The sequence below is a fragment of the Paenibacillus sp. NPDC093718 genome (assembly GCF_050279985.1).
In the GTDB taxonomy this organism is placed as follows: domain Bacteria; phylum Bacillota; class Bacilli; order Paenibacillales; family Paenibacillaceae; genus Paenibacillus_AQ.
Genome location: NZ_JBNNUS010000001.1, coordinates 826,635 through 853,190, shown reverse-complemented (window position 1 = coordinate 853,190; position 26,556 = coordinate 826,635). Strand labels below are relative to the sequence as shown.

Annotated in this window: 27 protein-coding genes and 1 other RNA gene; 13 read left to right on the top strand and 15 right to left on the bottom strand. The window is 49.9% G+C overall.

Annotated features, from left to right (window positions below; all coding sequences use genetic code 11):
* The first annotated feature begins 45 nt into the window (after positions 1-45).
* Positions 46-1,992, top strand: coding sequence for an ABC-F type ribosomal protection protein TaeA (gene taeA / locus ACQKPA_RS04310; protein WP_427489659.1), 1,947 nt, complete (start codon positions 46-48; stop codon positions 1,990-1,992).
* A gap of 180 nt (positions 1,993-2,172) precedes the next feature.
* Here the strand turns inward: taeA and ACQKPA_RS04305 are convergent, their stop codons facing one another.
* The 5 genes from ACQKPA_RS04305 to ACQKPA_RS04285 all read right to left on the bottom strand — a co-directional run bounded on the left by ACQKPA_RS04305 (position 2,173) and on the right by ACQKPA_RS04285 (position 6,095).
* Positions 2,173-3,207: a M42 family metallopeptidase gene (locus ACQKPA_RS04305; protein WP_427489657.1), complete on the bottom strand. Its 1,035-nt coding sequence runs from the start codon at positions 3,205-3,207 to the stop codon at positions 2,173-2,175.
* A gap of 40 nt (positions 3,208-3,247) precedes the next feature.
* Complete coding sequence (locus tag ACQKPA_RS04300) at positions 3,248-3,574, bottom strand: LapA family protein (RefSeq protein WP_427489655.1); 327 nt, start codon at positions 3,572-3,574, stop codon at positions 3,248-3,250.
* Positions 3,575-3,682: 108 nt separating this feature from the next.
* On the bottom strand, positions 3,683-5,473 hold the full coding sequence (pepF, locus tag ACQKPA_RS04295) for an oligoendopeptidase F (RefSeq protein WP_427490268.1): 1,791 nt from the start codon (positions 5,471-5,473) through the stop codon (positions 3,683-3,685).
* A 202-nt stretch (positions 5,474-5,675) separates the two neighbouring features.
* Complete coding sequence (locus ACQKPA_RS04290; RefSeq protein ID WP_071223115.1) at positions 5,676-5,858, bottom strand: hypothetical protein; 183 nt, start codon at positions 5,856-5,858, stop codon at positions 5,676-5,678.
* 3 nt (positions 5,859-5,861) lie between these two features.
* Positions 5,862-6,095: a hypothetical protein gene (locus tag ACQKPA_RS04285; RefSeq protein WP_076325724.1), complete on the bottom strand. Its 234-nt coding sequence runs from the start codon at positions 6,093-6,095 to the stop codon at positions 5,862-5,864.
* Between the two features lie 195 nt (positions 6,096-6,290).
* On the opposite strand from ACQKPA_RS04285, the gene ACQKPA_RS04280 reads away from it, so the two are divergent.
* Complete coding sequence (locus ACQKPA_RS04280; RefSeq protein ID WP_006211711.1) at positions 6,291-6,488, top strand: cold shock domain-containing protein; 198 nt, start codon at positions 6,291-6,293, stop codon at positions 6,486-6,488.
* Between the two features lie 193 nt (positions 6,489-6,681).
* Here the strand turns inward: ACQKPA_RS04280 and ACQKPA_RS04275 are convergent, their stop codons facing one another.
* Positions 6,682-7,872, bottom strand: a complete 1,191-nt coding sequence (locus ACQKPA_RS04275) for an MFS transporter (RefSeq protein WP_427489653.1) — start codon at positions 7,870-7,872, stop codon at positions 6,682-6,684.
* A 242-nt stretch (positions 7,873-8,114) separates the two neighbouring features.
* Between ACQKPA_RS04275 and ACQKPA_RS04270 the strand changes: the two genes are divergently transcribed.
* Positions 8,115-9,197 (top strand): tetraprenyl-beta-curcumene synthase family protein, encoded by a 1,083-nt coding sequence (locus ACQKPA_RS04270; RefSeq protein ID WP_427489651.1) that lies wholly within the window; start codon positions 8,115-8,117, stop codon positions 9,195-9,197.
* A gap of 21 nt (positions 9,198-9,218) precedes the next feature.
* Positions 9,219-10,190: a 6-phosphofructokinase gene (pfkA, locus tag ACQKPA_RS04265; protein ID WP_113060346.1), complete on the top strand. Its 972-nt coding sequence runs from the start codon at positions 9,219-9,221 to the stop codon at positions 10,188-10,190.
* Positions 10,191-10,379: 189 nt separating this feature from the next.
* Here the strand turns inward: pfkA and ACQKPA_RS04260 are convergent, their stop codons facing one another.
* From ACQKPA_RS04260 to ACQKPA_RS04245, 4 genes are all read right to left on the bottom strand, one after another.
* Entirely contained in the window at positions 10,380-11,756 is a 1,377-nt protein-coding gene (locus ACQKPA_RS04260) for an MATE family efflux transporter (RefSeq protein WP_427489648.1), read from the bottom strand.
* A gap of 263 nt (positions 11,757-12,019) precedes the next feature.
* Complete coding sequence (locus ACQKPA_RS04255; RefSeq protein WP_427489646.1) at positions 12,020-13,207, bottom strand: putative glycoside hydrolase; 1,188 nt, start codon at positions 13,205-13,207, stop codon at positions 12,020-12,022.
* Between the two features lie 387 nt (positions 13,208-13,594).
* Complete coding sequence (locus ACQKPA_RS04250; RefSeq protein WP_071223110.1) at positions 13,595-13,789, bottom strand: hypothetical protein; 195 nt, start codon at positions 13,787-13,789, stop codon at positions 13,595-13,597.
* 172 nt (positions 13,790-13,961) lie between these two features.
* On the bottom strand, positions 13,962-14,783 hold the full coding sequence (locus ACQKPA_RS04245; RefSeq protein ID WP_071223109.1) for a YitT family protein: 822 nt from the start codon (positions 14,781-14,783) through the stop codon (positions 13,962-13,964).
* 286 nt (positions 14,784-15,069) lie between these two features.
* Between ACQKPA_RS04245 and ACQKPA_RS04240 the strand changes: the two genes are divergently transcribed.
* Positions 15,070-16,686, top strand: coding sequence for a DEAD/DEAH box helicase (locus tag ACQKPA_RS04240; RefSeq protein ID WP_427489642.1), 1,617 nt, complete (start codon positions 15,070-15,072; stop codon positions 16,684-16,686).
* 190 nt (positions 16,687-16,876) lie between these two features.
* Here ACQKPA_RS04240 and ACQKPA_RS04235 read toward each other — a convergent pair whose 3' ends face one another.
* Positions 16,877-16,978: a hypothetical protein gene (locus ACQKPA_RS04235; protein WP_015736696.1), complete on the bottom strand. Its 102-nt coding sequence runs from the start codon at positions 16,976-16,978 to the stop codon at positions 16,877-16,879.
* 188 nt (positions 16,979-17,166) lie between these two features.
* Between ACQKPA_RS04235 and ACQKPA_RS04230 the strand changes: the two genes are divergently transcribed.
* The 3 genes from ACQKPA_RS04230 (at position 17,167) to ACQKPA_RS04220 (ending at position 18,744) form a co-directional block, all read left to right on the top strand.
* Complete coding sequence (locus ACQKPA_RS04230; RefSeq protein ID WP_113060342.1) at positions 17,167-17,970, top strand: YesL family protein; 804 nt, start codon at positions 17,167-17,169, stop codon at positions 17,968-17,970.
* A gap of 44 nt (positions 17,971-18,014) precedes the next feature.
* Positions 18,015-18,206: non-coding RNA, 6S RNA (ssrS, locus tag ACQKPA_RS04225), on the top strand.
* Between the two features lie 145 nt (positions 18,207-18,351).
* Positions 18,352-18,744 carry a DUF1499 domain-containing protein gene (locus tag ACQKPA_RS04220; RefSeq protein WP_427489640.1) on the top strand — a complete coding sequence of 131 codons (393 nt, stop codon included), beginning with the start codon at positions 18,352-18,354 and terminating at the stop codon, positions 18,742-18,744.
* 72 nt (positions 18,745-18,816) lie between these two features.
* On the opposite strand, the gene tpx is transcribed toward ACQKPA_RS04220, so the two are convergent.
* Positions 18,817-19,335, bottom strand: coding sequence for a thiol peroxidase (gene tpx, locus ACQKPA_RS04215; RefSeq protein ID WP_427489638.1), 519 nt, complete (start codon positions 19,333-19,335; stop codon positions 18,817-18,819).
* A 121-nt stretch (positions 19,336-19,456) separates the two neighbouring features.
* Between tpx and ACQKPA_RS04210 the strand changes: the two genes are divergently transcribed.
* Both ACQKPA_RS04210 and ACQKPA_RS04205 read left to right on the top strand, forming a co-directional pair.
* Positions 19,457-20,071, top strand: coding sequence for a rhomboid family intramembrane serine protease (locus tag ACQKPA_RS04210; protein WP_427489636.1), 615 nt, complete (start codon positions 19,457-19,459; stop codon positions 20,069-20,071).
* Positions 20,072-20,161: 90 nt separating this feature from the next.
* Complete coding sequence (locus tag ACQKPA_RS04205) at positions 20,162-21,082, top strand: LysR family transcriptional regulator (protein ID WP_071223104.1); 921 nt, start codon at positions 20,162-20,164, stop codon at positions 21,080-21,082.
* 120 nt (positions 21,083-21,202) lie between these two features.
* On the opposite strand, the gene ACQKPA_RS04200 is transcribed toward ACQKPA_RS04205, so the two are convergent.
* Complete coding sequence (locus ACQKPA_RS04200; RefSeq protein ID WP_427489633.1) at positions 21,203-21,883, bottom strand: zinc metallopeptidase; 681 nt, start codon at positions 21,881-21,883, stop codon at positions 21,203-21,205.
* 42 nt (positions 21,884-21,925) lie between these two features.
* A complete protein-coding gene (locus ACQKPA_RS04195; RefSeq protein WP_071223103.1) occupies positions 21,926-22,375 on the bottom strand; it encodes a MerR family transcriptional regulator in 450 nt (149 codons plus the stop codon).
* Between the two features lie 316 nt (positions 22,376-22,691).
* Here ACQKPA_RS04195 and ACQKPA_RS04190 point away from each other — a divergent pair, with 316 nt between their 5' ends.
* The 3 genes from ACQKPA_RS04190 to ACQKPA_RS04180 are packed head-to-tail and all read left to right on the top strand — an operon-like array spanning position 22,692 to position 25,981.
* A complete protein-coding gene (locus ACQKPA_RS04190) occupies positions 22,692-24,131 on the top strand; it encodes an ammonium transporter (protein ID WP_071223102.1) in 1,440 nt (479 codons plus the stop codon).
* A gap of 33 nt (positions 24,132-24,164) precedes the next feature.
* Positions 24,165-25,244, top strand: a complete 1,080-nt coding sequence (locus ACQKPA_RS04185; RefSeq protein ID WP_427489631.1) for a DUF294 nucleotidyltransferase-like domain-containing protein — start codon at positions 24,165-24,167, stop codon at positions 25,242-25,244.
* Entirely contained in the window at positions 25,241-25,981 is a 741-nt protein-coding gene (locus ACQKPA_RS04180; RefSeq protein WP_427489629.1) for a 3'-5' exonuclease, read from the top strand. The genes ACQKPA_RS04185 and ACQKPA_RS04180 overlap by 4 nt, the downstream gene beginning before the upstream one ends.
* 30 nt (positions 25,982-26,011) lie before the next feature.
* Here the strand turns inward: ACQKPA_RS04180 and ACQKPA_RS04175 are convergent, their stop codons facing one another.
* Complete coding sequence (locus ACQKPA_RS04175) at positions 26,012-26,545, bottom strand: M67 family metallopeptidase (protein WP_427489628.1); 534 nt, start codon at positions 26,543-26,545, stop codon at positions 26,012-26,014.
* Between the last annotated feature and the right edge of the window lie 11 nt (positions 26,546-26,556).

The following is a 26,556-nucleotide window of genomic DNA, read 5'->3' as shown; positions in this document are numbered from 1 at the left end:
CAAAACGATCAACGAAATCTATAGATGTAAGTAGGGATCATAACAATGAATATTTTGACCGTCGAACAGGTAACAAAAAGCTATGGAGACAAAATTCTGTTTCAAGATGCATCCTTCGGAATGGAGGATCAGGATAAAATCGGCATTATCGGCGTGAATGGCACGGGGAAATCCACATTTCTGCGCGTCATCGCGGGGCTCGAGCCGCCCGACTCCGGTAAAATATCGATGGGCAATCGCATCCGGGTGCGTTACCTGGCGCAGAATCCGGAGTTTGATCCGGACAAAACCGTCCTGCAGCAAGTGTTTGAGGGCGATCTTCCGGAGATGAAGGCAGTGCGGGAATACACCGAAACGATGGAGCTGCTGGAGCTGCATCCAAGTCATGAGGAGCTCCAGCAGAAACTGCTGAAACTCAATCAGACGCTGGATACGCTGCAGGCGTGGCAGCTTGAAAGCGATGCGAAAACCATCCTGTCCAAGCTGGGGATTCGGAATTATGAAGCGAAGATGGGGACGCTGTCGGGCGGCCAGCGTAAGCGGGTGGCATTAGCCGCTGCTTTGATTCAGCCTTCCGACTTGCTCATTTTGGACGAGCCGACCAACCACATTGACAATGAATCAGTTGCCTGGCTGGAGCAGTATTTGCAGAAGCGGCGCGGTGCGCTGCTCATGATTACGCATGACCGGTATTTTCTGGACCGGGTAGCCAATGTTATGCTGGAACTGGATCACGGACGGCTGTTCCGATATGAGGCGAACTACAGCCGTTTTCTGGAGCTGAAGGCAGAACGGGAGGAGCGTGAGGCCGCTTCCGAGCAAAAGCGCCAGAATTTACTGCGGAGCGAGCTTGCCTGGATTCGCAGAGGTGCCAAGGCCCGTACGACCAAGCAGAAGGCGAGAATTGAGCGCTTCGAGAAACTCAAGGATCAGGAGATGGTACACAGCTCCGGTGAGCTGGACGTCTCGGTCGCTTCCACCCGCTTGGGACGTAAAATCCTGGAGATCGAAGGTCTCCGGAAGAAGATCGACGACAAAACGTTAATTCAGGACCTTTCCTACATCGCGGTTCCCGAGGATCGGATTGGTATCGTAGGCCCTAACGGCAGCGGCAAATCCACGCTCCTCAATCTGATTGCCGGGCGGATTCAGCCGGATGGCGGGGAAGTCGTGCTCGGACCGACGGTCAAGCTCGGTTATTTCACGCAGGAGCATCAGGAGATGGACGGCAGTCAGCGCGTGATTGAGTATATCAAGGATGAGGCAGAGGTTGTCCGCACGGCGGACGGCTCGGCGATTACCGCGGCCCAGATGCTGGAACGCTTCCTGTTCCCGCCCGCGCTGCAGTGGACGCCGATTGCGAAGCTGTCCGGAGGCGAGAAGCGCCGCTTGTATCTGCTGCGGGTGCTGATGAGCGCACCGAATGTGCTGCTGCTCGATGAACCGACCAATGATTTGGACATTCAGACATTGTCCGTCCTGGAGCAGTATTTGGATGAGTTCCCGGGCGTCTGTATCGTGGTATCCCATGATCGCTTTTTCCTAGATCGAACGGTGGACAAGATTATGGCCTTTGAGGGCGACGGTCAGATTCGTGTTCATGTCGGCTCTTACAGCGAATATGCGGAATGGATGCAGCGTCACGGCGGTGAAACTGCCGGGAGCAAGGCGGAAGCATCCATTTCCAAATCTGCTTCGGGGGGCAATGGAGGTTCGGACAACAGTCCTGCCAAAGAAGCGCCGCGTGAGCGCTTGAAATTCAGTTACAAAGAACAGCGGGAGTTTGAGCAGATTGACGGGCTCATCGAGGATACCGAGAGCAAGCTGGCTTCGATTCAATCCGAGATGGAGACCGCAGGCAGCGACGCAGCCAGGCTTCAGGAGCTGATGAAGGCTCAGGAGGAAACGGAGCGTGAGCTGGAGCATCTGATGGAGCGCTGGACCTATTTGAACGAGCTGGCGGAGAAGATTGAACAGAGCAAGAAATCGTAAGGATTCACGCGATCCATAATCATAAAGGGGCGTCCCCAGGCATAATGCCTTGGCGGGACGCCCCTTTGTTAGTATAAGGTTTCAGCGAAGCTGAACATTTAGATCATCGTAAGAACAACATCCTCTGAACGCTGACGGTCTTCTGTGAAAATACATCGACAGACGCTGTTTATGAATGATTCATCTAACGTAGGCTGCCAGCAGCTTTACGGTGTTAAGAACGGCTTGTTTGTGCGTTCTTTCCATCGCATGGGATGCATGGACACCGGGACCGATCAGCGCGGCCTTGATGTTGCTGCCCGCGGAAAGTGCTGCAGAAGCGTCAGAGCCGTAATGAGGGTAGACATCCACCGCATAGGCAATGCCTTCGCTTTCGGCCAGCTGGATCAAACGGCTGGTCATGTCATAGTCATAGGGACCGGATGAATCCTTCGCGCAGATGGATACATCGGTTTCCTTGCAGCTCAGGTCATCGCCGATGCAGCCCATATCGACCGCAATCATCTCATTGATGTCGGCAGGAATGTAAGCTGCACCATGTCCCACTTCTTCATAGTTCGAGATGAGAAGCTTTACATTGTGTTTAGGTTTCCAGTTATCCCGTTTCATGCTTTCGAGCAAGCCGAAGAGGGCAGCGACGCTGGCTTTGTCATCCAGATGGCGCGATTTGATGTAACCGCTTGGCGTAATGACCGCACGGGCATCAAAGGAAACAAAATCTCCAACCCCGATGCCGAGTTTCTTCACATCATCGGCCGACTCCACCAGTTCGTCGATTCGGACCTCCATATGGGCTTCCTGGCGCTTGAAATCGCGTGCATCGCTGTATACGTGGACGGAAGGATGCGTGGACAGGATAGTGCCCGTATATTTCTTGCCGCTGCGGGTATGGATGATGCAGTATTCATTCTCAATGCTGTTCATCATGTATCCGCCAACGGAGGTAAGACGGAGCGTGCCCTCTGATTTCACGGCACGAACCATCGCGCCAAGCGTGTCCACATGGGCGCTCAGACCGACCGTACGGCTGCCGTCTTGTCCGGGAACGGACAGAATGGCGCCGCCTTTTTCATTCCATTCGAGCGAAACATCAAGCGTTGCGGCTTCCTGTTCGATCCGCTTCATGATGTCATGGGTATATCCGGTTGGGCTCGGTGTATCGAGCAGTTCTTTTAGCAGGTCCAGCACATAAGTTTCATTCGGTTGTATTGCCACTAATTGTTCAGCCTCCTTGGTTCAATCGAACAGCCTTCCCTTATTCAGCGGGGGCGTCCTTCTGTTTTTTCTTGCTTTCCTCTTCCGCAGCTTGTACTTCAGGGGTGTATCCCGTTACTTCACGGATATGTATAAGTTCCTCGGCTAACGAACGGATCTCCTTCTGCATTTGATATTGACGGTAAATGCCAAACGTGCCGACAATGAGTCCCCCGATCAGCGAGCACCCGATAATCAGCAGAATCAGCGGTACATTGACTGTGCCGAATAATAGATTCACTGCGACCGGATTGACATTGATGACGGCGAACACAGCCGTTATCAGGGCAAACAATAAGGCTGCGATTAGCGACCATTGAATTTTCATGGGGAACACCTCCTTCCTCCAAACAGTATAAAATCCCTTGCCTGTAAAGGGCAAGGGATTTTATTCCACTGGTCAATTGAGATTCGCTTATCCTGCAATAGAGGCCGTTTATTTCGTCAATTGCTCCATTTGGCTGATGATGTCTTCAAACACGCTCATCGCCTCACGAATCGGCTCCGGTGAGGACATATCCACGCCGGCTTTCTTGAGAATGTTAATGGAGTAATCGCTGCCGCCGCTCTTCAGGAAGCCGAGGTAACGGTCAACGGCAGGCTGGCCTTCCTCCAGGATTTGCTTGGAGAAGCTGGTCGCAGCCGAGAAGCCGGTCGCATATTTGTATACATAGAAGCTGTTGTAGAAATGAGGAATCCGGGCCCATTCCATTCCGATCTCCTTGTCTACCTGCATGCCTTTGCCGTGATATTTCACGTTCAGCTCATAATAGATGTCGGATAGATCCTGAGGAGTCAGGGATTCGCCGCTCTCCGCGCGTTCATGCACAATCTTCTCGAACTCGGCAAACATCGTTTGACGGAATACCGTGGTCCGGAATTGATCGGCATAGTAGGTGAGCAGGTACATTTTCTGCTTCGGATCCTTGGCGTTTTTCAGCAGGTAATCCATCAGCAGCGCTTCGTTCGTGGTAGATGCCACTTCAGCCAGGAAGATGGTGTACTGGGCGTCACGGTATTTCAGAGCGTTGTCCGAATAGTAAGAGTGAAGCGCATGACCCATCTCATGTGCAAGGGTAAACATGCTGTTCAGGTTATCTTTATGGTTCAGCAGCACATATGGGTGGGTGCCGTAAGCGCCCCAGCTGTATGCGCCAGTCCGTTTGTTCTCGTTCTCGTATACATCGATCCAGCCGTTGTCGTATCCCGCTTGCAGGCTGCTCAGATAATCTTCGCCAAGCGGCGTCAGGCCTTCCTTGGTCATTTGTTTCGCTTCTTCGTAAGTGATATCCCACTTGTACTCTTCTACGAGCGGTGCGAACAAATCGTACATGTGAAGCTCATCCACGCCCAGCAGCTTCTTGCGGAGCTCCATGTAGCGGTGGAGGAGAGGCAGGCTCTCGTGAATCGTGTCGATCAGGTTGGTGTAGACTTCCTTCGGAATGTTATCGCCATAGAGCGCCATTTCCAGAACGGAAGGGTACTTGCGCACACGGGAATAGAAAATATTTTTGTTTACATTGGCACTCAGCGTAGCTGCAATCGTGTTTTTCTGCTTGCCGTAGGTTTCGTATACAGCTTTGAAAGCACGCTCGCGAACTTCGCGGTTCGGGCTTTCCAGAAATTGAATATAGTTGCCGTGCGTGAGCTCGACGTCCTTGCCGTCCTCATTTTTGATTTTCGGGAATTTCATGTCCGCATTGTTGAGCATGCCGAAAATGGTCTGCGGCGCAGAGGAGAGGTTGCCGACTTGAGCCAGCAGCGCTTCTTCGGTCTTGGACAGAACGTGCGCTTTCTCCCGTTTCATTTCGGTCAGCGTGAATTTGAATTCCTTGAGGGAAGGGTCATCGATCAGTTTATCCAGTTCCGCTTCGGACAGGGACAGAATTTCAGGCGTGATGAAGGAGAGGGCTTCACCGGCTTCCACGTTCAGTTTTTTGGCTTTGGCAGTCAATGCTTGATATGTAGGGTTTGCTGTATCCTCATCATGGTGCATATGGGCATATACGTATAAACGTTCGGCATGATATGAGATTTCGTCTTCGAGCTCGAAGCATTCCTTGATGGAAGCTGCGTTGTTTAACTTGCCTTGGTAATCGTCCGTGCGTTTCAGCAAATTCTTCAGCTCCGCAAAGCTCGCATCCCATGCCTTCTGATCAGCGAATAAATCCTCAAGCTTCCATTGATGCTCTTTAGGGACATCAGCGCGTTTCAACAATTGTTCCATGGAAATCCTCCTTGAATGATAGGTATTAGTTGGAGTCCGGGTTCCTTCAGATAAGACTTCGTTGCGGGCAGTCGATAGAGCGATCAGGCTGATTGCAATCGTAATGCAGAGCACCTTGGCGCCTCTCATGGCATCATACCTCCTCGAATTGAAGCATCCGAGCGATAGTATGCCGCGTACCCGCCACTTTCATCCTATAAATTTACGAGGAACCCAGATTCAAGAAACTGTATACAATAAGGTAAAAGGCAAACAAGATGAAGGCGACGGCAATCAGGGCCATCCCCTTCCTCAGTCCCGGCGGTATCTTATCCCGGTACATGATCATGATGGCACCGAGACTGAACGCGAGAATAATGAAGATGACAATATTCGTATAATCCATTCGTTACACCTGCTTAAAAGCAGCCATCATTTCTCTCCACTCATCTTCCCGGCCTTCAAAATCTGCTTTGGGAAAACGGTTTTGAGCCCAGTGCATCAAGGCTGGACGACTCATAAAGGTATGGGTCTCTTCACCCCACTGGTCAGAAATTTCGCGGAGAACGATGTACCGGCCCTGAACTTCAACCGTCATCATGTTCCACTTGTCTTTTTTGTATATTTCATGTTTTTTGATCATATGCATTCTCCGTTTGCTACTTAGGCTTTTGGGTAAATGATAACGCACAGGCGGGCGTAAAAGCAAATAATCTTCTGTTAAACAGTGGCTCGAAAAAAGCCCCTTAGGGCGAATTGACGGATTGCATTGTCAGAAAACATGGGATATAATATGGATATTCGCCATAGATGGCGGTATTTTTAGGAGGTTGTTCATTTGAAAGGTACAGTTAAATGGTTTAACGCAGAAAAAGGTTACGGCTTCATTTCCGTTGAAGGTGGCGAGGATGTATTCGTACACTTCTCCGCAATTCAAGAAGAAGGCTTCAAGAGTTTGGAAGAAGGTCAAGCGGTTGAGTTCGACATCACTGAAGGTAACCGTGGTCCTCAAGCAGCCAACGTAACAAAACTGTAAGTTAGCTCCCAATACGGAGATCTTATAGAATTACCAAGGCATGAAGCACAGTTCTCGGCATAGAGAACTGTGCTTTTTTGTATTCCGATGGGTCAAGCCATCGTCATCAGGAAGCAAAGGCAAGTACGGATGAATACATGTCCGTACTTGCCTTGTTGATTTTATGAGCCAAAAGGCAAATCCACACGGTAGTCTAAGTGCTGATTCCGCCGACATTCATATCCTCCGGCTTGGCAAAAAGGTGCCGGTAAAGAAACCCGAGACCGGCGATAAAGGCCAGGAGGGCTGCGAGCTGGTAGAAGGCCGGTCTTCCCGCCGCTTCGAACAGCAGACCGCCGAAGGCTCCGCTGAGAAGTCCTGAAACGCTTGACCAGAAGATAATGAATAGAGACATGCCGGTCGCGCGGTACTGCCAAGGAATGATCCTTGTAATATAGCGCACGGCGGTTACATAGAACACGCCGAAGGTAATGCTGTGAAGCGATTGAACCGCAAGCACGGACAACGGGTCAGCTGCAAGGGCCATGAGCAGGAAACGGAGCGCGAACATCAGGCTTGCAAAAGTCAGCAGCGGCAGCTCCTTCATCTTGTCGCCATACTTGCTCAGCAGAAAGAAAATCGGGATCTCGCTGGCAGCCGAGACCATCAAGGACCAGCCGATGAGTCCTTCGCCCGCTCCCAGCTCGGATAAGGTAAGTGTAAGAAAGGCTTCATTCATACGGTGGGCGACGGCAAGACAAAAGGTGCAGCCGAAGAACCACAATATTTCTTTGGAACGCAATATTTTGAGAAGGGCTGCCAGCTCGACAGGCTCCGACTTGGCAGCAACTCCGTCGCGAAGAAGAAACGAGCAGAGCAGCGTGAACACGCCGATGCCGATGCCGATAGCCAATGTGGCCGACGCACCCGCGGCACTGATGGCATATCCAATGGCAAGCGCGAAGAACGCGTAGCCGAGTGAGCCGAATACGCGAATAACGGTAAAGCTGCGTCCGTACCTTTGTGCCGTTTGGATGGCCATCGTATCCGCCAGGGGATAGACCGGATAGTAGAAAAAATAAAATAAACTGATCGTGATCAATACTACGCCGAAGCTTGCAACCTGCCACAAAACAAGCATCGTGACAAGCTGCCCGATAATGAGAATGTTCATGATGCGTTTGATGGTCCGGTATTTGTCGCTGGTGTAACTCCAAATCATATTGGAGAACATGGATATAAGCGGGCCGATGGCATACAGATAACCGATCTGGGCGCTGCTGAAGCCGATTTCTTTGAAATACAGCGGAAAATAGGAAATGACAAGGGCTGTCGTGCCAAATATCGTGAACATAAAGGCGCGCAGCCAGTTCTGATCCGGTCTGGGCGTAGCGGGAAGTTTCATGCTGGGGATCTCCGTTCTTTTCACGAACCTGGCACAGATAACGGTAGTCGTGAGGTTCAGTGTCTGTTATTCAGCTCCGACTAGTATATAACATATCGCAGAATGGAGATAGATGGATTATAAGACGGGTTTACTGCCATAGCCGTCAATGATTTGTGTTATTTGTGCAAAATGAACGATCATATTATAATAGGTTTGATTTGGATAGGTATAAAAAGACAACCATGTGGAGGCAGAGTTCATTGAATAATCAAGAGCTAAGCCGTAAGGTTCCGCGCAGTCCGGTCGGGCTGATGACCCGGGTGTACAAATTCATACTCCCGGAAGTGCGGATCGAATTGGAGAAGTGGCGCCGGGAGGCTGAGCAAATTCCGGATGAGGAGCTACGAAAGCAGGCACTGGCCAGTATAGATACCAAAAGATTTCACTGCCAGGGCGGCGCGGTGTATGCCGCAGCCAATCTGCCGGAGAAGCATATTCTCATTCCATTGATTGTAGCTTACCAGACAATTAGCGATTATCTCGATAATTTATGTGACCGTAGTACTTCGCTGGACCCAGCGGATTTCAGACAGCTCCATCAGTCGATGCTGGATGCCGTTTCGCCTGAGACTGAGCCGGCCGATTATTACGCCCTCCGGACCGAAAGGGAGGATGGAGGTTACCTCCTCCGTCTTGTGCAGAAATGCCGGGATTGTATCGGTCAATTATCAGGATATGAAGCGGCAAAGCCCTACATAAGGGATTTGGCTGGGCTGTATACCGATTTGCAGGTATACAAGCACATCCATCCGGATAAGAGGGAAGCGGCATTGCTTGAATGGTGGTCCCAGCATGCTCACCGGACACCGCATCTGCGGTGGAACGAGTTTGCGGCAGCAACGGGATCAACCTTGGGCGTGTTCATGCTATTCTTGGCTGCAACCGATCCGTTTCTGGATGACGAGGATGCATCATCCATTCATGCGTCTTATTTTCCGAATGTATGCAGTCTCCACATTATGCTGGATTATCTTATTGATCAAGACGAAGACAGGCTGGGCGGCGATCTGAACTTTTGTAATTATTACGAAGATGCCGATACGATGCTGAACCGTATAGCTTCCATTGTTGAGTGGGCCCGGAAGGATGTCAGAACAATTCCCTCGACCCCTTTTCATCGTATGATCATTGAGGGGTTACTGGCGTTATATTTATCCGATCCAAAAGTCAGCGAGCAGCAACTGGTTCGCTCTGTATCCAAGCGCTTGATGAAGAGGAGTCCGATGACCCGGATCTTTTTCTACGTCAACAGCCGATGGATTCGCAAGCATAAGCATGAGTGACATTGAAGGAGGAAAAGAAACATGGCAGAGGTTAAAAAAATTGCAGTTCTTACAAGTGGTGGCGATTCCCAAGGGATGAACGCGGCGCTTCGCGCCGTTGTGCGCAGCGGTCTGTATTATGGTCTTGAAGTATATGGAATTCAGCGTGGTTACCAAGGACTTCTGGAGAACGACATCGTCAAAATGGATCTTCGCAGCGTAGGGGATATTATCCAGCGCGGAGGCACGATCCTTCGCTCCGCCCGCTGTGAAGAGTTCAAGACGGCGGAAGGACAGCAGAAGGGTGCCGACATTCTGAATCAGCACGGCATCGACGGTTTGGTCGTTATCGGAGGGGACGGCTCTTACCACGGGGCGAACAAGCTCAGCAAACTCGGAATCAAAACAATGGGCCTTCCGGGCACGATTGATAACGATATTTCCTATACGGACTATACAATCGGCTTTGATACAGCCGTGAGTGTCGTTGTAGACGCCGTTAACAAATTGCGCGACACGATGTCTTCCCATGCGCGCTCGTCCGTTGTAGAGGTTATGGGACGCCACTGCGGCGACATTGCGCTCCATGCGGGCCTTGCTTCAGGCGCAGAGACCATTCTGGTGCCGGAAGTGGAGTACAACCTTGATGAAGTGGCAACCCGTTTGCGCGAGAATTTCGCAAAAGGCAAGCGTCACAGTATCATCATCGTAGCGGAAGGCGTCGGACGCGGCGAGGACATCGTATGCGATCTTAAAGAGTGCCATGCCTCGATCGATGCACGGGTAACGGTGCTCGGACATATCCAGCGCGGTGGAGCTCCGACTCCGTTTGACCGCAACCTGGCAAGCCGTCTTGGCGATTTTGCGGTTCGCAGTCTGATTGACGGCCAATCCGATAAAGGATGCGGCATCATCAAGGGCGAGCTGGTCCTCACGGATATTGACAAGGTCGTTAACACGAAGAAAGAATTTAACCGTGAGCTTTACGACTTGGCATTGCGGTTGTCCCAATAAAATTAGGACACGTCCTAATTTCTGACGAGAAGCAAAAAGACCGTCTCCCATTGCAGAACGCATTCTGCATGGAGACGGTCTTTTTGTAGCGGTAAGAAAGTACAATCCTCGGAGGCTTGCCAGCCATATTTTGCAAGAAAAACTCCCGCAGAATACGGTGGTCCTCTCAGAGAGGTACGTCGACTGACGTTAGGATGCGGATCGGGATGGAGCATGTACCTGGCGTGCGAACTTGCGTTGAACTTTGACCAGACGCATAAGCATCAGGGCAGCGCCGACGGCAAGGCCCGTGATTAACCCGATCCAGTAGCCGAAGGCTTGCCAATCGGTGTAGTTGGCGAGCACATAACCTACAGGCAGACCAATCACCCAAAACGACAGAAAAGCGAGCATGAAGGCGACATTAACGTCTTTATAGCCCCGCAGCGCTCCTTGGGTCGGTGTGGCAATCGCGTCCGAGATCTGAAAGAAGATCGCGAACAGCAGAAACTGCTGGATCAGCGCCACGACGGCAGGCTCGTTGGAATATAATCCGGCAACCTGCCGGCCGGCCATAAACAGGATGACAGCCGTGATCAGCGACAGGATAACGGCTGTGCTGATGCCGAGTTTAGCGTACTTCCAGGCATCCTTCATCCGTCCCGAGCCGGCCTCGAAGCCTACCAGGATGGTCAGACTCATGCATATGCTTAATGGCAGCATATACAGTGTCGTAGCGAAATTCAGGGCCGCTTGGTGAGCGGCTATCGTTGCCGTATCAAAGCTGCTCATAAGCAGCGTCACCGCAGCGAAGACGGCGGTCTCCAGAAAGATAGAGAACCCGATCGGCACGCCGATTTTTAATAGGCTTTTCCATGCGCTCAATGAAACACCCTGAAGCTGCCTGAAGATGCCGAATGAAGAGAACGGGTGATTGTTATGGATGATCACGATGGCGATGATGAGCACGGTCCAGTATGTAATCGCGGAAGCGATGCCGGCGCCCACCCCCCCCATTCTTGGAAAGCCCCAGAATCCATAAATGAACAGCGCGTTCAAGCCTATGTTCACCGGGAGGGTAATCAGCGTGATCAACATGGAGATTTTAGTTTGCCCGAGCGCATCAATAAAACTGCGGAGTACGGTGTAAGCGAACAGCGGAATGATGCCGATCGAGATTGCGGCCAGAAACTGGGAGGCAATCCGCCGAACTTCCGGCTCCAGGCTCATGGCTCCGAGAATGCTCGGAACAACGGCATACCCGATCGCAAGGACGACGATGGCAAGTAAGATGGACAGCCAGAGCGCCTGGTTCACTTGGTAAGCGACTTTATTTTCCTGTCGCCCGCCAACGAGCTGCGAAACGATGGGGGTGATCCCCATCAGAATTCCGCTAAGGCCGGTTTGGACCGGGATCCAGATGCTTGTCGCGATCGCTACGCCTGCCAGGTCGGCCGAGCTGAATTTTCCGGACATGTTGGTGTCGAAAAAAGTAATGGCCGACAAGGCTAGCTGCGTAATTAAGATGGGGATAAGAATGATTGCGAATTGCTTCAGCTTTCCCCGTGATGTCGTGGTCGGTTGCATGTGCGATGTGCCTTTCTTATTGTAGTTTTTCGGACGGTGCCCCCATATTGTAGGGTTCTGCTATGGTGGGGACAATAACTGGCTTATTGAGCGGATACCCAAAACTCAACCAACCGTTGAATCGGAGTGCGTCAATTTCTTCAGATTGAGGAGTAAACCAGCCCTACCCATCATCATAGCATCTGCTGTCAAGTAAGTTCTCCGATCCATTGAACGCAGAAAGGGCCGGCCCTGTTGATGGCCGACCCGAATGGATAATTGAATTATTTATGAGTGACGCCTTCCGTATACCGGTTGGAAGCATTCCAGAGTAAATATTCATCGACGTTTGTATCTTTGAGGGCGCGAATCTGTGCTTCGATTTCCTTTTTGCCGTACTTGGCATAATTACCGCTTCCGAGCCAGCTCGCGGTAAAGTCCTGAATCCATGGCCGGATGATCGGCTTCTGCTCTCCGAGCTCTTCGAGCTTCTTGTGGGTATCTTCCATGGATCCCTTGATGGTCTGGTAAGGAGCCTTGTCCGGAACGGGGGAGCCGAACCAGCCTGCCGTGTAATGGCTTGGGTATACCATCGGACTGATGATATCGACGTTTTTGGAAATTTTGACGAAGTCTTGGCCGATCCCTTCTGCCGCGGGTACCGAAGCGGCATATCCGAAGATGTCAACGGATACGCGTATACCAAGCGGCGCTAGTTCTTCCCGGGCATATTGCACAAAATCGGATACCACGTCCACGCGCGATTGATCCGTTTTGGTATACTTCAGGGAATCGGCACGTTTTTCGAATCCCTCCGGAAAACGGACATAATCAAACTGGATTTCTTTGAACCCGAGTTTTGCGGCTTCCTTGGCGATCTCGATGTTGTAATCCCATACTTCTTTGCTGTACGGGTTAACGAAGCTGTCGCCCCCGCCATTGGTCCACACGCTGCCGTCTCCTTTACGGAAGGAAAGCTCCGGGTTTTTCTTGGCGAGAATGGTATCCTTGAACACGACAACTCGGGCGATCGGATAAATATCGTGTTTCTCCAGCCGCTTCATCAGCTGTTTGATATCTTTGATAAAAGGCTGGGATTTACCGAGTTCCTTCAGCTTCGGATTATCGGTTTTGTACGTTATGTATCCTTCATCGTCCTTGATGTCAATGACCATGGCATTGAGTTCGGTCTTGTCCATAAGATCCACGAGCTGATTCATTCTGGAGCCGCCTGCGCTATAAGCCGTTACATAAATGCCTTTGACTTTGGGAGCGTCAACCTGCGGATCGATTTCCTTCGTGTTTGGCTTGATGCCGGATTGGCCCTGACCTTGATTGTTCTTTTGGTGCATGCCCTGAATCACGGCGGTATTTAACGATGCCTGAAGTTTGGCGGTAAGATCGTTATCTTGCGGACTGGAACCGCCGAAGCCCGCGGACGCCAAGATGAATAAAGCCAAGATGATATTCATAATTACTCTCTCCCTTGTGTACATTCACATCATGATTATAAAGGAACGGATGCCTATAAAAAGAACAGGATTGTTACAATCGACAATAAATTGGAAACGGCGGGTGAGCGTACTTAGTTCATTAAACGGGTCAAGGGCGTTTTAAACGCTAAATATCGACATTTGTGGACGGTGGTCGTGAACAATGTGTGAACATGGGGAGTGACTAGCATCGGAATTTAATACCCGTAAGAAGGCGGATAGCGTTTACAGCAGCTTTATCTGCTGGTGGGAAATGACGTGCTTATAGAATTTACATTTATCCATAAAAAAATGCCGTTACTCACCGGTGAATTTTACCGGAGAATAACGGCACTTGCCGTGCGATATTCAAGTGTTGCATAAAAATTAATGAAGCGGCGTTTGGTTCTGATGCTCGCAAATGCTGAACTGAATGATTTCAAGAGCGTCCTCCTGCTCCAGAATACTCAGCCCGTCCCTAAGAACGATCATGGAATTCAGTTCGTTCTGTCTAAAGAACGATAACATTTCCGGGAACCACTTCATGACGATTTGTGACAATTTTACCGTTTCCATTTCCATAAAAATCACCCTTTCCTTCCAAATTGGTTAGGCAGGACGTTCTTTTGTAAAACGGAAAAACAATTAAAATTGGGCCAAAGCGATGCCCGGGAAACAGATCTCATGAATATTGTAGGAACCGCGCACAAATATTATACCACAAATTTACCTTACCCTGACAGGTGGTAAATATTTAGTTCTTGCGGAATTGACCCATGACAGCCGTGGTTTCAACGATATTAACAAAGGCCAGGGGATCTGTCTCTGTAATAATTTGTTTTAGCTCAGCCAGCTCGTATCGTGTCGTGACGGTCATAAGCATATCCTTTTCTTTATGACTGAAGGCCCCCTCGGTTTTGATCTTGGTTATGCCGCGGGGGCGCTTAAGCAGCTTCTCGAGCAGGGCTTCCGTCTGGTTCGTGACAATAAAGACGGTAACCTTGATATGACTGACGTGGAGCATATCGACCATTTTTCCGGCAATATAGATGGAGGCCATGGAGGCAAGGGCGAGGTTCCAGTCGTTTTCCAAATATGCAACCGCCATAATGACGATGGCGTTCAGCGTCACGAGTACACTTCCTACGGGGAAGTCCCGATATTTCGTAACGAGAGAGCCGATAATATCAAAGCCCCCGGTGGAACCGCCAACCCGAAAGGAGAGGCCGGTGCCGAATCCGACAAGCACGCCGCCGAACACCGAGGACAACAGCATGTCGGTTGCAACCGGGGTGACCGGAATGAGCTCAAGGAACAGGGTAGTCACAATAACTGAGAGAACGCTGAGACCAACGAACCTTTTGCCGAGCTTGAACCAACCGGTGATAAGAATCGGGATATTGAGCACAAAATACATAACACTGATATTAAGCGGCGTGAAGTAGCCGATAATTAGGGCCACACCGGAAACACCTCCGCTGAGGAGGTGATGGGGAATCAGAAACAAATTGAATCCGCCGGCGATAATGATGCCGCCGAACACGATCGAGAAATAGGTCCATAGACGCTTCAACATAGGAATCACCTCCCGGTTATTATGACTTCTTTAAGCTTGCTGGTATTCCAGAAATGTTTTGTGATATAATGTATTGGATATTCTTGAGTAGTCCGTTACATTGATAACTTTGCAAGCTTATCAGGATGATTATACATTAACCAGTCAACATGCTGGTGATAAGAGAAATATACCGGTTCACCTCGTGCAGAAAATCCTGCTGGCCGGGAAAGCCTATAAACGTCACCACTACTTAAGAATACAGAGAAGAAAGTGGAAGTCCACAGATAGAAGGAGTATGAACCTATTGAAAAATTTCGCAGATTTTGGCTTGGAGCCGCGCGTGCTGCAAGCAATTACCGAACTTGGCTTTGAGGAAGCCACACCGATCCAATCCCAATCCATTCCGATTGCCCTAACCGGCAAGGACATGATTGGACAAGCACAGACAGGTACTGGTAAGACAGCAGCATTCGGCCTTCCTCTTATCCACAAAATCGCCAAGGAAGAGGAGCGTATCGTCGCTCTCATTATGACACCGACCCGTGAACTAGCCATTCAGGTTGCTGAAGAAATCGGTAAACTGTCCCGCTTTAAAGGAATTCGTTCCTTGGCAATTTATGGTGGACAGGATATCGGGCGTCAGATCCGCGCTTTGAAAAAGAAGCCTCAAATCATTATCGGCACACCAGGTCGACTACTTGACCACATCAACAGAAAAACCATCCGACTTGATGATGTCCAAACTGTTGTATTGGATGAAGCGGATGAAATGCTGGACATGGGCTTCATGGAAGACATCCAGTCGATCCTTAAGCTTGTTCCTGAAGAACGTCAAACCTTGCTGTTCTCCGCAACTATGCCGGCTAACATTCAGAAACTGGCTTCTCAGTTCCTGAAAGACCCTGAGCATGTATCCGTTATTCCAAAGCACGTTAGTGCACCTCTGATTGATCAAGCGTACATTGAAGTTCCTGAGCGTCAAAAGTTTGAAGCGCTGAGCCGCCTTCTGGATATGGAATCGCCTGAGCTTGCGATTGTATTCGGACGCACGAAGCGCCGGGTAGACGAACTGGCAGAAGCCCTGCAAAAACGCGGCTACTCTGCAGACGGTCTCCATGGTGACCTTTCTCAGCATCAACGTGATACCGTTATGCGTAAATTCCGTGACGGCAGCATTGATGTTCTCGTAGCGACAGATGTGGCTGCACGTGGTCTCGACGTATCGGGCGTTACCCATGTTGTGAACTTTGACTTGCCGCAAGATCCGGAAAGTTATGTACACCGTATCGGACGTACAGGCCGTGCGGGTAAAGAAGGTACAGCTTGGTCCTTCGTAACTCCTCGTGAGATGGATCATCTGTACTTTATCGAGCGTGTGACTCGTCACCGTATTCCACGTAAACCTTTGCCTACGATCGCAGAAGCTATTGAAGGTAAACAGCGCATTATCGCTGAACGTGTGCTTGAAATTATTGAGCAAGGTGAATTGACCGAGTATAAAGGTCTTGCCATTCAATTGCTGGAACAATACGATTCCGTACAATTGCTGGCAGCTGCAATGAAAATCCTGACTGGAGACAAGAAGGAAGGATCCGATATTCATCTGACGCCTGAAGATCCAATCCGTGCAAAACGCCGGAAGCCGGACATCCGCAGTGGTCGCAAGCCAAGCGGTGGCTATGGCGGCCGCAGCAGCGGCGGTGGATATAACCGTGGCGGCAGCGGCAGCGGCAGCGGCAGCGGCAGCGGTGGTAACCGTGGCGGCTACTCCAAAGGCGGATACAACCGTGATGGCGGCGGCAGCAGTTATGGCAACCGCGAGGGCGGTGGCTACAACCGTGACCGCAACAATAGCGGTGACCGTAAACCTCGCTCCTACAGCGGCGGCGAGCGTCGTCCTAACCGGAGCGGAGACGAATAATATATACGCGTAATTTCTTCTGACTGAAGAAACCAAATATAAAAGACGAAGCAGCTGCCCACGCCAGGTGGAGCCGCGCTTCGTCTTTTATTCATGTTTAAAGAAGATGCACCCAGGGTGCATCCCCTTTAAACTCGCAGTTTTAGAGCAATACCAGCTGATCTGTTTCACTCAATGATTCAAAGAGACATTAGATGTAGAATGTGCTGAGAATAATGACAAGGAGAATGAACAGAACCAGCACAATACCAACATTATTTCCGTAGCCGTAACCGCCGCCTTCACAAGACATATATAATCCCTCCTCTTTAAATTTGGAAAATCAAGCTTGTTGAACGGATTACGTGATATCGTATGGAGAAACAGGGGCACTGGATTGGATAAACGCCCAGGATCGTATAAATTAGGCTCTGGCAATGCATGTACAAAATAAGGTATATTAATAGATACATGCATGATTTGAGTGAGGAGGAAACGGATTTGGAAATGAAAGGAGCCATGGGTGGCTTATACAAGCTCACCGAGTGGATTACCCGTATTGCTTTTTCGAACATCTTGTGGGTTATTTGTACATCGCCTTTCCTGTTTATCGTTCTAACCAAATTCCTTATGGCCGTTCAGACACCGGATGCGCATAATGAGCAGCTGCTGTCGAACTGGGTTCTGGGGATATTATCACCGTTTGTTTTGTTTCCGGCTACGGCGGCTTTATTTACCGTTGTACGCAAATGGGTAATGGGCAATCCGGACGTGTCCGTATTTAAAACGTTTTTCAAGGGTTATAAGGAAAATTACAAGCAGAGCATGATCGGCGGCATTTTTTATACGCTGCTGTTCGTGATTATGTACGTGGATTACACGGTTTATATGACGCAGCTAGATGGTTTCCAGCTTGTCGGCATTGTGATGCTCGTGCTGCTTATTGTGCTGTTTGTCTCCCTGTTTAATTTCTTCTCCATGACCGTTCATTATGAGATGAAAACGACGCAGCTGTTGAAAAATGCGGTGCTGCTGACATTGATTCGTCCGTTCCGCGTATTTTCGACTTTGATCGGAAGCGCTGTCTTGGCGTATATCGGCACGCAGATGCCGGTGCTGTTCGTGTTCTTCCTTTTCTGCCTGATGGCATTGTTCGCATTCTTTAATTTCTATGCCACCTTCACCAAAATGCAGGAACAGCAGGAGAAGATGAAGAAAGCGGAGGAAGAGGAGTCCGAAACCGAACAAGCTCTTCTGGAAAGCATGGAATCTGCCAAAAAGGGAGAGAATGGATCGAAACCTTAATAACGCGAGGTTTACTTTTCCGGCAAAACCCCCTATAATAAGACTACATCCTGCGATGTTCGTTTCGGTTTTCCGTTGTTTTGAACCAATGATGATGTCTAGGGAGATCTATACGTAATCGTGGCTGAAATGCCCTGTCTATATGACAAGGGGAATTCATAAGCGGTTCTGCGGTCACCCACCTGCTAATGCAGGTTCGAAGACAATGTTTACCGGACGGCATAGGCGGGTTTCGTTAAGTCAATGAATGGGCGCCTCTTTCATTTCGAATTCGAAGTGAAAGAGGTGCCTTTTTGCTATATATAAAGGTTTGCTGAAAGCATAAACAATGTTAAACTAGAGTATGGAAAGGAACGGTCATTTATAAAGGAGGAACGGTCTTTGTCATTAAAACGAGTTCTAATTGGTATCGTGCGCAGCTATGACGGCACAAGCGACCGTGCTAAAGATCCCAAGCTGAAGACGCGTTATTACAATCTTTCAAAAGAAAAGTGTTTTGAAGAGGTTTCCTCGACACTGAAAAAAATTCCGGGTTACAAAGTTCTGCATGAGGTTAAATCCGTGGGAGAAATCACGCTCGAGAAAAGAACCTCGTTTGGACGTACACTGGACATTACCGTATCCGTGCTCGGCATCAGTCCGGTTCGCAGCGCAGTTGATATGTATTCGGCGTCCCGCGGTTCCCTAGGGGATCTGGGAGCGAACTACCGGGTTATCTTGAACCTGTACGCTGTTCTGGATAAAAAAATGAGCAAGTATAAAGTGGATGCTTAGTAGAATAAGAAAAAGCGGGAGAGCTGCTCTCCCGCTTTTTAAAAGTGTGCAGTGTATGTAGCTTTTGGCGTGTTACCGCAAAGATTTTACTGCATCGATCGCGGCTTCGTAATTCGGGTGATCCGTCATCTCACCAAGGTATTCTACATAGGTGATGGTATCGTTAGTATCCACGACGAAGATCGAACGCATGTCGAGTTGGAATTCCTTGATGAGCACGCCATACGCTTCACCGAAAGAACGCGATTTATAGTCGGAGAGCGTAATGACCCGGTCAACGCCTGCAGCTCCGCACCAACGGGCTTGGGCGAACGGAAGGTCGGCACTGATTGTAAGGATCACCACATCATCGCCCAGACCAGCAGCTTCTTCATTGAAACGGCGCGTCTGTGCATCGCATACCCCGGTGTCGAGGGAAGGAACGACGCTGATCAGCTTGATTTTACCGGCATAATCCTTAAGAGATACGTCTTCGAGCAGGTTTTTGCTCACAGTAAAATCCGGCGCGGCATCACCAGCCTTGAGCTGTGGTCCGATGAGTGTAATAGGATTGCCTTTGAAAGTGGCAACTCCTGAACGTTCTTGAGCCATGAGAAATCTCCTCCTTGGATATCAAAGTTTGGTGATCAGGTTCATGGTACATTATAATCTTTTTAAAAAGGGTATGTCCACTAGGAGCATCCCTGGCCTGGTTTAGGATGAGGAGGATGCTATGATATTCGTACGTTATGAAAATTGGAAAAGTTATTTGCGTTATTACCCCGTTACATCGCTGCTGCTTGTCATTAACCTGGTGATGTTTGTGATCACATCCTTTGACGGAGGTTCCAGAAATCCGGTTACGCTGCTGAAATATGGAGCCTTATCGGATTTGCCGCAATTCGTTGATCAGGCATGGAGATACTTTACGGCGATGTTTCTGCATAACGGATTTGATCATGTATTGTTCAACAGCTTCGCACTGCTGGTATTTGTTCCCCCGCTGGAAAGAATCATGGGGAGCTGGAAGTTTGCCATTCTGTATCTTCTCAGCGGTGTTCTCGGTAATGTAATCGGATTGGCTTATTATGAGCGCATGGAGGACTATACCTTCCTTGTAGGCGCCTCAGGAGCCATTTACGGAGCTTATGGCGCTTATCTGTACATCGCCCTGTTCCAGCGGCATGTCATTGATGAGTCGTCCCGCAAGACGCTGTTCACCCTGCTTATTTTGGGGATACTGTTCTCGTTTACCCCAGGGGTCAGCCTTGTAGCACATGTCGGCGGATTGGTAGGCGGATTTTTCCTCTACGGTCTCATGATTCGATTATTTAAACGTCGAACATAATCGGACCTTAGAGGGTCTGTTATAATAGAATTGGATGATTTGATAAAGTCTTCAAGTCTTCTAGGGAATAAGAATGGAGCGATAAAAGGCGTGGAATTACGACAGTTGCAATACTTTGTAAAGGTTGCGCAAAAGGAACACGTTACCCAAGCGGCAGAAGAGCTTCATGTGGCTCAGTCAGCCGTCAGCCGTCAAATACATCAGTTGGAAGAAGAGCTTGGTGTTAATTTGTTCATGCAAAAAGGCCGGAATCTGCAGTTAACCCCGGTAGGTCAGCTTTTTTGCAAACGGGTGGAGAGCATTATGAAGGACTTGGACCGTGCGGTCGTCGAGATACATGAATTTCTGGACCCGGAACAGGGGGAGATCCGCATCGGATTCCCGCACAGCCTGGGCATCCATTTGATTCCGTCCATTGTGGCTGAATTCCGGAAGAAATATCCGAACGTGAAGTTCCGGTTCAAGCAGGGGATGTTCCCGACACTGATCCGGGACGTGGTCGGGGCTGAAGTGGATTTGGCATTTGTGTCGCCGTTTCCGGATCGTCATGATCAAGTGGATGGGGATATCGTTTTGACAGAGGAGCTGTTTGCGATTCTGCCGCCGAATCACCCGCTTGCGGGGGAGCAGTCCATCAAGCTGGAGCAGTTGAAAGAGGAGCGCTTTGTGCTGTTCAGCAAAGGCTATTCCTTGCGTCCAATTGTGTGGCATGCCTGTCTTGAAGCAGGGTTCACGCCGAAGATTGCTTTTGAAGGCGAGGAAACGGATACGATCCGCGGACTGGTTGCGGCCGGTATGGGGGTCAGCCTGCTTCCTGAAATGGCGCTATTCCAGACGAATCCCTTGCAGCCGGCACGCGTCCGGATCTCGGAGCCGAAGGTAACGCGTTCCATCGGTCTGATTCACCGCGCGGACGAGAAGCTGCCACCGGTCGCTCAGGCATTCCGTGCGTTTCTGCTTCAATATTTTGGTATTGATCCGTCGCCGAAAAAGGAAGGGAAAGCGGACTGACGCATGAACTCCCTAACCTGGCTTCATTAATCAAAAATAACATATATAAAAAAGAGGGCTATCCATCTCCACCGATCTAGGTAGAGAGGAAAGCCCTTTTGTTGTTGTGTTTTTATTGGGTTATTCCCGGTTGCTCGTAAAGATCATGATATAACGGATCAACTCGAGCAGGGAGATCAAAGCTGCAGCGACATAAGTCAAGGCCGCGGCGTTCAATACTTTAGCAACTCCACGTTCTTCGTTATTGGCGATATAGCCTTCTTGAACCATCAGCTGACGGGCACGGTTACTTGCGTTAAACTCGACCGGCAAAGTGACGAGCTGGAAGGCAACGGCGCAAGAGAAGAAGATGATACCGAGACCGACCAGGTTCATGGCTTGGAACAGGAATCCGGCAATCAAGAGAAACGGAGCGATACCCGATGCAAAGTTCACGACCGGGAACATCTTGTGACGGGCTACAAGCATCGGATAGTGCTCGGCATGCTGGATCGCATGGCCAACCTCGTGACAAGCAACGGAGACAGCTGAGATCGTGCGTTCGTAATAAACGGGCTCCGACAAACGCACAACGCGTTTGGTCGGATCATAGTGGTCGGAGAGTGTGCCTGGCACCGGTTCAATCGGTACATCGTGGAGTCCGTTGGCATCCAGCATATGCCGGGCAGCATCGTATCCCGTCATGCCGGTGCTGTTCTCGACCTTGGCCCATTTGTTAAACGTGCCTTTGACCCGGAACTGGGCCCATAGTGAGAATATAAAAGCGATAATAATGAGAATAAACATCCAGTCAGAATACATGTATCATACCCCCATACAAAGTTGTTATTTGGTTCTTCACCATTACATCGAAGTGAACTGGTTCAGCAAGATTTGTAGCGACTCGATGCAAGCAGCCCCTTTAGGAAGGATGTTAGCGAGTACCTCCCGGGCTTGACTTGGCTTTAATTCACTCAGAAGCGGGTTGAGTTCCTTCACATCCCGTTCCAGCTGTTTCATCTGTATTTCGAGCTTGGTTAGCTTCTCCGTCATTTCGGAATCATCGGGAACCGACTTCCAGCGATCCAGTCTTTCCTTAATCTCATCGAGAGTATATTTCTCTTGCTTTAACTGATTAATACGTTCGAGAGTGCTTAAGGTTTCAGAACTGTACAACCGGTAGTTTTTTAACGTCCGTTTTTCAGGGGAGATCAAACCCAGCTTCGTATAATAGTCAATGGTTCTTTCGCTGATTCCGGCAACTTTGGCCAGCTCACCGATCCGGAAAAGATTTCCGCTCGTGATCCCCATCATTCATCACCTCACAAGCTTTCATTGAATTGGAAATTAATGAATGCATTTATATTTTCATTTTAATAGAAATATGATACATGATCATGAACCATACAGTCAAACGTCATAGTTGTGACAAAAAATCTTGTAGCCTAGTCTTTTTTAATCGATACATGATGTTTGAGGATTTGCACTGGATGCACTTAATGTTAGATTATATTACACAAACTTAGTTTTTTATAAAAATAACCGTTGCGGATTTTGGTTAACCCCCCTATAATGACAATATGAATTCAAGGTAATGTTATATTAGTTTACATTAAGGGGAGTGTAAAACATGGGAAAAAGATGGCTAGGTTTAATGGCGGGAGTAATCGCATTGCTTGCATTCCCGGCGAGCGCATTCGCCGCTGATGGGGGAGCCACGAACGTTGAATTAACGGCTGGTTTGAACTCCGTGTTCGTATTCTTGGCAGCATTGCTCGTATTCTTCATGCAAGCAGGGTTCGCACTGCTGGAAGCCGGATCTGTCCGTATGAAGAATGCAGGCCACGTTGCAGGCAAAACATTCCTGACCTTCGGTATTTCGATTGTCGCCTTCTGGGCACTAGGGTTTGGCCTGGCATTCGGAAACGGGAACAGTTTTTTCGGATTTGAAGGTTTTTTCTTAAGCGGCGACAATGCGGCTGGCTCTTTTGATTCCTTGTCCGCTTACGATGTGCCGACAACCATTATGTTTCTGTTCCATTTATCCTTTGCGGCCGTATCCTTGGCCATCGCTTGCGGTGGTATGGCAGAACGGGCAAAGCTCAGCGTTTATATCGTGTTTGGATTGCTGTTCACCATCGTGATTTATCCGATTGTTGCTCACTGGGTATGGGGCGGCGGCTGGCTCGGAGCTCTGGGTATGCAGGACTTTGCCGGATCGACGGTCGTTCACTTGACAGGTGCTACAGCGGCGCTGGTGGCTACCGTTCTTCTGAAGCCACGACTTGGCAAATATAATAAGGACGGGAAGCCTAACAGCATTCCGGGTCATAACCAGGTTTTATCGGTACTCGGCGTATTCATCATCTGGATCGGTTGGTTCGGATTTAATCCAGGCAGCACCATCTCCGCACTCACGGACGGCTTCTTCGGTTTTGTGGCTTTAAATACGAATATCGCGGCCGCGGCAGGTGCGCTAGCGGCATTGCTGATCTCTTGGGCGGTTCTTGGCAAAGCAGATATTCCCAGCATGCTGAACGGTATTCTTGCTGCATTTGTGGCTATCACGGGGGCCTGTGCATTCGTGGAACCTTGGGCGGCTGTTGTTATCGGTGCAGTAGCCGGTACGATTACCTTCTTTACGGCTCAGTGGTTTGACCGCAAGGGCATTGATGATCCTGTATATGCATTCTCCGTACATGGTATTGCCGGTATGTGGGGTGCGGTATCCACAGGTTTGTTCGCAGCACCGAGACTTGTTGAAATTACAGGCGTAGGCAAAGAAGGTTTGTTCTACGGCGGGGGCTTCGGTCAGCTTGGCGTTCAGCTATTGGGTCTTATCGGTACGTTTGCATTCGTTCTCGTGATCTCATTCATTATTCTGTACCTCATGAAAATTACGATGGGTATCCGTGTAACGGAGGAAGAAGAATTAGTGGGTCTAGATATGAGCGAACATGGAACTTACGGATATCCGGAGCAGATGAAACTTCTGGCGGAATCGGAAGGGAAATTACCAGAGTTTCGTTCCGGAGGCAAAGGGGTACCTGGAAGCGATACGGCGTTATAAATATGAAACTCTAAATGGAAAGGAGGCCGCGGCATGAAACCTCTGAAATCCGTAAATCTGTTTCCGGAATTCTCGGAAATTCAGACAGCAGCAACAGCCCAGCAATTACGAGATGAACGGATCGTTTGTCAGAACCATCTGATCAAGATGCGTCATGACATGGAGCTGAGAGAGTGGATCGCATCCGTCAATACGATGCATGATCTGATTGGACAGCGTGCCGCGGCAATCTGTGAGCAGGACATGTGGGAGGCTGGCTTGGGCCGGCCTCCTGCGCGTTATGCGTTTGTTGCTTTTGGCAGCAGCGGAAGGCAGGAAGCTACGCTGTGGAGCGATCAGGACAACGGTTTGATCATTGGCGATGAGCTGGAGGAGGAACAACTTCCCTTCTTTCGGGAATATGGCCTTCGACTGGCGAACCTGCTGGAGTATGCAGGCTATCCCAAATGTTCGGGAAAGGTGATGTGTTCCGAACCTTTATGGAGTAAAAAGCTTAGCGATTGGAAAAATCAGATTAGCGAGTGGTGTGGAGACCAGCAGTGGGAGCCGATTCGCAATTTTATCATCGCTTCGGATCTCCGTCATATAGCGGGAGATGGCGAGCTATCGGAGGCATGGGCCGACCATTTCCGGAGCTCTGTCGAGCTGAACCCGAACATTGGCAATGCCGTGCTGCGAAATACGGTCAAGCACAAGGCAACGCTGAATGTCATGGGGCGAATCGTAACGGAGCGGTTTGGTGAGCATGCCGGTGAATTTGACGTAAAGTATGGCGTTTATATTCCGCTTGTGAACAGCATTCGCACGATGGCGCTGCAAAGAGGCATTATCGAAACCTCGACGCAAAAGCGTATGGAGAAGGTGATGCTGCTTGAGGGCGGCAACTTGCTGCTGGAAAGCGTGCAGCGTGCTTTCTTGACGGCGCTTCGGCTGAGAAATAACACGCCCTATCGGCTGGAGAACGGGCTGATCACGAGCAGCGGGTATATCCCGCAGGAGCAGCTCAAGAACAAAACCATGCAGTACGAGCTTCGCGATACGCTTGGTGTGGTCAGACGGATACACCGGTCATTGCAGCGAGAGCACCGTTTTGCGGAGAGGAGGAACCCATGACTGAACCGGGACAATCGAACGGGGGCTTCTGGAGATCCCTACGTTCGGGTAACTTTAATTCCGCCATCGCCTCAATGCGCGGGGCGCAGACGGCGCAGCAGCTAGCCTTCATCCGATCCCAGATGAAGGATAACCGGAGGCCGGAGGTTCTGGGTACCCCGCTGGACGAGCTGGAGGTTGTCGTGTTTGATCTGGAGTCGACGGGGTTCAATCACCAGCACGGTGATGAAATTTTGTCATTCGGTGCAATCAAGGTCATCGGCGGGCAATTGATCGAGAACGAAACCTTTCATATGATTGTTAACAGCGGTGCTCCTGTTCCCCCATTCATTGCTGAGCTGACAGGAATTACGCAGCATATGGTTGATGCAGCCCCGCCCTTAATGGAGGGGCTGCATGATTTTATGGCTTTTATAGGAGGCAGGGTGCTTGTTGCCCATGCCGCTGCGCATGACCGCGGATTCCTGAACGCAGCCTTGTGGAAGACGTCGAAGGTTCGATTAACCCATCGGCTCCTTGATACAATGATGCTCGCACAGAGATTATATCCTGAGCAGAAGGACTATAGTCTGGATGAGCTGCTGCGGAGCAGCGGCATTCCGGTGGAGGGCCGGCATCATGCTCTGTCCGACGCGCGAATGACTGCCCGGCTGTGGGCGGATTATATGAAAGAAATTCAGGCGCGCGGCCATGCAACCACGCTTGGAGATTTATATGTCTATCTAAGCGAGGCATAACCGCGAATAAGATGTTGCCGCGATAGCTTATTATTCTATTATGATCTTGCAAGGAATCGGGGCGAGGGAGTGGAATTCCGATCCCAGCCGCACCCAGGAATTTGTCGGCAGGTTGCTGAGTAATTCTGAGGTCTCTTTTCCTCGAATAATTTTGTAAGTATGAAGCTGTAATGGTTTCGAATCGGGAGCGTTTGGAGGTGCAGGAGATCCGATGGCATACACCTGGAGCAATCCGCCGAAGGCTTGAAGCTGCAGCAGATCCTCGCTGGACGGCTCAGGGAATGTATGAGGGTGACTGTGAAACAATCCGACAATTCCTTTTTCAGTTAACACCAAGCGGGTCCACTCAACAGGGTCCAGATGAAATGAATGCAGCGGAAACTCCGCTGTATTTTTTATGGGGATAAATTGCGTAACGGTTACCGATCGCCTTGCTGCGCTGGAGTGCCCGATAAGGACGCCACAAGCTTCCTGTGGCAGACAATCATACGTATAGTCCGATATATGCTGTTGTACGGCCGCGTGCAGCAGAAGCTGCTCCAGGGCCATGTCAGACGGGTTCATCTTTTTCCCTC

Coding starts and splice junctions, on each gene's coding strand:
- ACQKPA_RS04260 (WP_427489648.1), bottom strand. CDS start 11,756: ATGCAACCGACCACGACATCACGGGGAAAGCTGAAGCAATTCGCAATC.
- ACQKPA_RS04200 (WP_427489633.1), bottom strand. CDS start 21,883: ATGTATTCTGACTGGATGTTTATTCTCATTATTATCGCTTTTATATTC.
- ACQKPA_RS04195 (WP_071223103.1), bottom strand. CDS start 22,375: ATGATGGGGATCACGAGCGGAAATCTTTTCCGGATCGGTGAGCTGGCC.
- ACQKPA_RS04245 (WP_071223109.1), bottom strand. CDS start 14,783: ATGTTGAAGCGTCTATGGACCTATTTCTCGATCGTGTTCGGCGGCATC.
- tpx (WP_427489638.1), bottom strand. CDS start 19,335: ATGGCTCAAGAACGTTCAGGAGTTGCCACTTTCAAAGGCAATCCTATT.
- ACQKPA_RS04255 (WP_427489646.1), bottom strand. CDS start 13,207: ATGAATATCATCTTGGCTTTATTCATCTTGGCGTCCGCGGGCTTCGGC.
- taeA (WP_427489659.1), top strand. CDS start 46: ATGAATATTTTGACCGTCGAACAGGTAACAAAAAGCTATGGAGACAAA.
- ACQKPA_RS04250 (WP_071223110.1), bottom strand. CDS start 13,789: ATGGAAATGGAAACGGTAAAATTGTCACAAATCGTCATGAAGTGGTTC.
- pepF (WP_427490268.1), bottom strand. CDS start 5,473: ATGGAACAATTGTTGAAACGCGCTGATGTCCCTAAAGAGCATCAATGG.
- ACQKPA_RS04285 (WP_076325724.1), bottom strand. CDS start 6,095: ATGATCAAAAAACATGAAATATACAAAAAAGACAAGTGGAACATGATG.
- ACQKPA_RS04275 (WP_427489653.1), bottom strand. CDS start 7,872: ATGAAACTTCCCGCTACGCCCAGACCGGATCAGAACTGGCTGCGCGCC.
- ACQKPA_RS04190 (WP_071223102.1), top strand. CDS start 22,692: ATGGGAAAAAGATGGCTAGGTTTAATGGCGGGAGTAATCGCATTGCTT.
- ACQKPA_RS04235 (WP_015736696.1), bottom strand. CDS start 16,978: ATGTCTTGTGAAGGCGGCGGTTACGGCTACGGAAATAATGTTGGTATT.
- ACQKPA_RS04290 (WP_071223115.1), bottom strand. CDS start 5,858: ATGGATTATACGAATATTGTCATCTTCATTATTCTCGCGTTCAGTCTC.
- ACQKPA_RS04185 (WP_427489631.1), top strand. CDS start 24,165: ATGAAACCTCTGAAATCCGTAAATCTGTTTCCGGAATTCTCGGAAATT.
- ACQKPA_RS04175 (WP_427489628.1), bottom strand. CDS start 26,545: ATGAACCCGTCTGACATGGCCCTGGAGCAGCTTCTGCTGCACGCGGCC.
- ACQKPA_RS04180 (WP_427489629.1), top strand. CDS start 25,241: ATGACTGAACCGGGACAATCGAACGGGGGCTTCTGGAGATCCCTACGT.
- pfkA (WP_113060346.1), top strand. CDS start 9,219: ATGGCAGAGGTTAAAAAAATTGCAGTTCTTACAAGTGGTGGCGATTCC.
- ACQKPA_RS04210 (WP_427489636.1), top strand. CDS start 19,457: ATGATATTCGTACGTTATGAAAATTGGAAAAGTTATTTGCGTTATTAC.
- ACQKPA_RS04300 (WP_427489655.1), bottom strand. CDS start 3,574: ATGAAAATTCAATGGTCGCTAATCGCAGCCTTATTGTTTGCCCTGATA.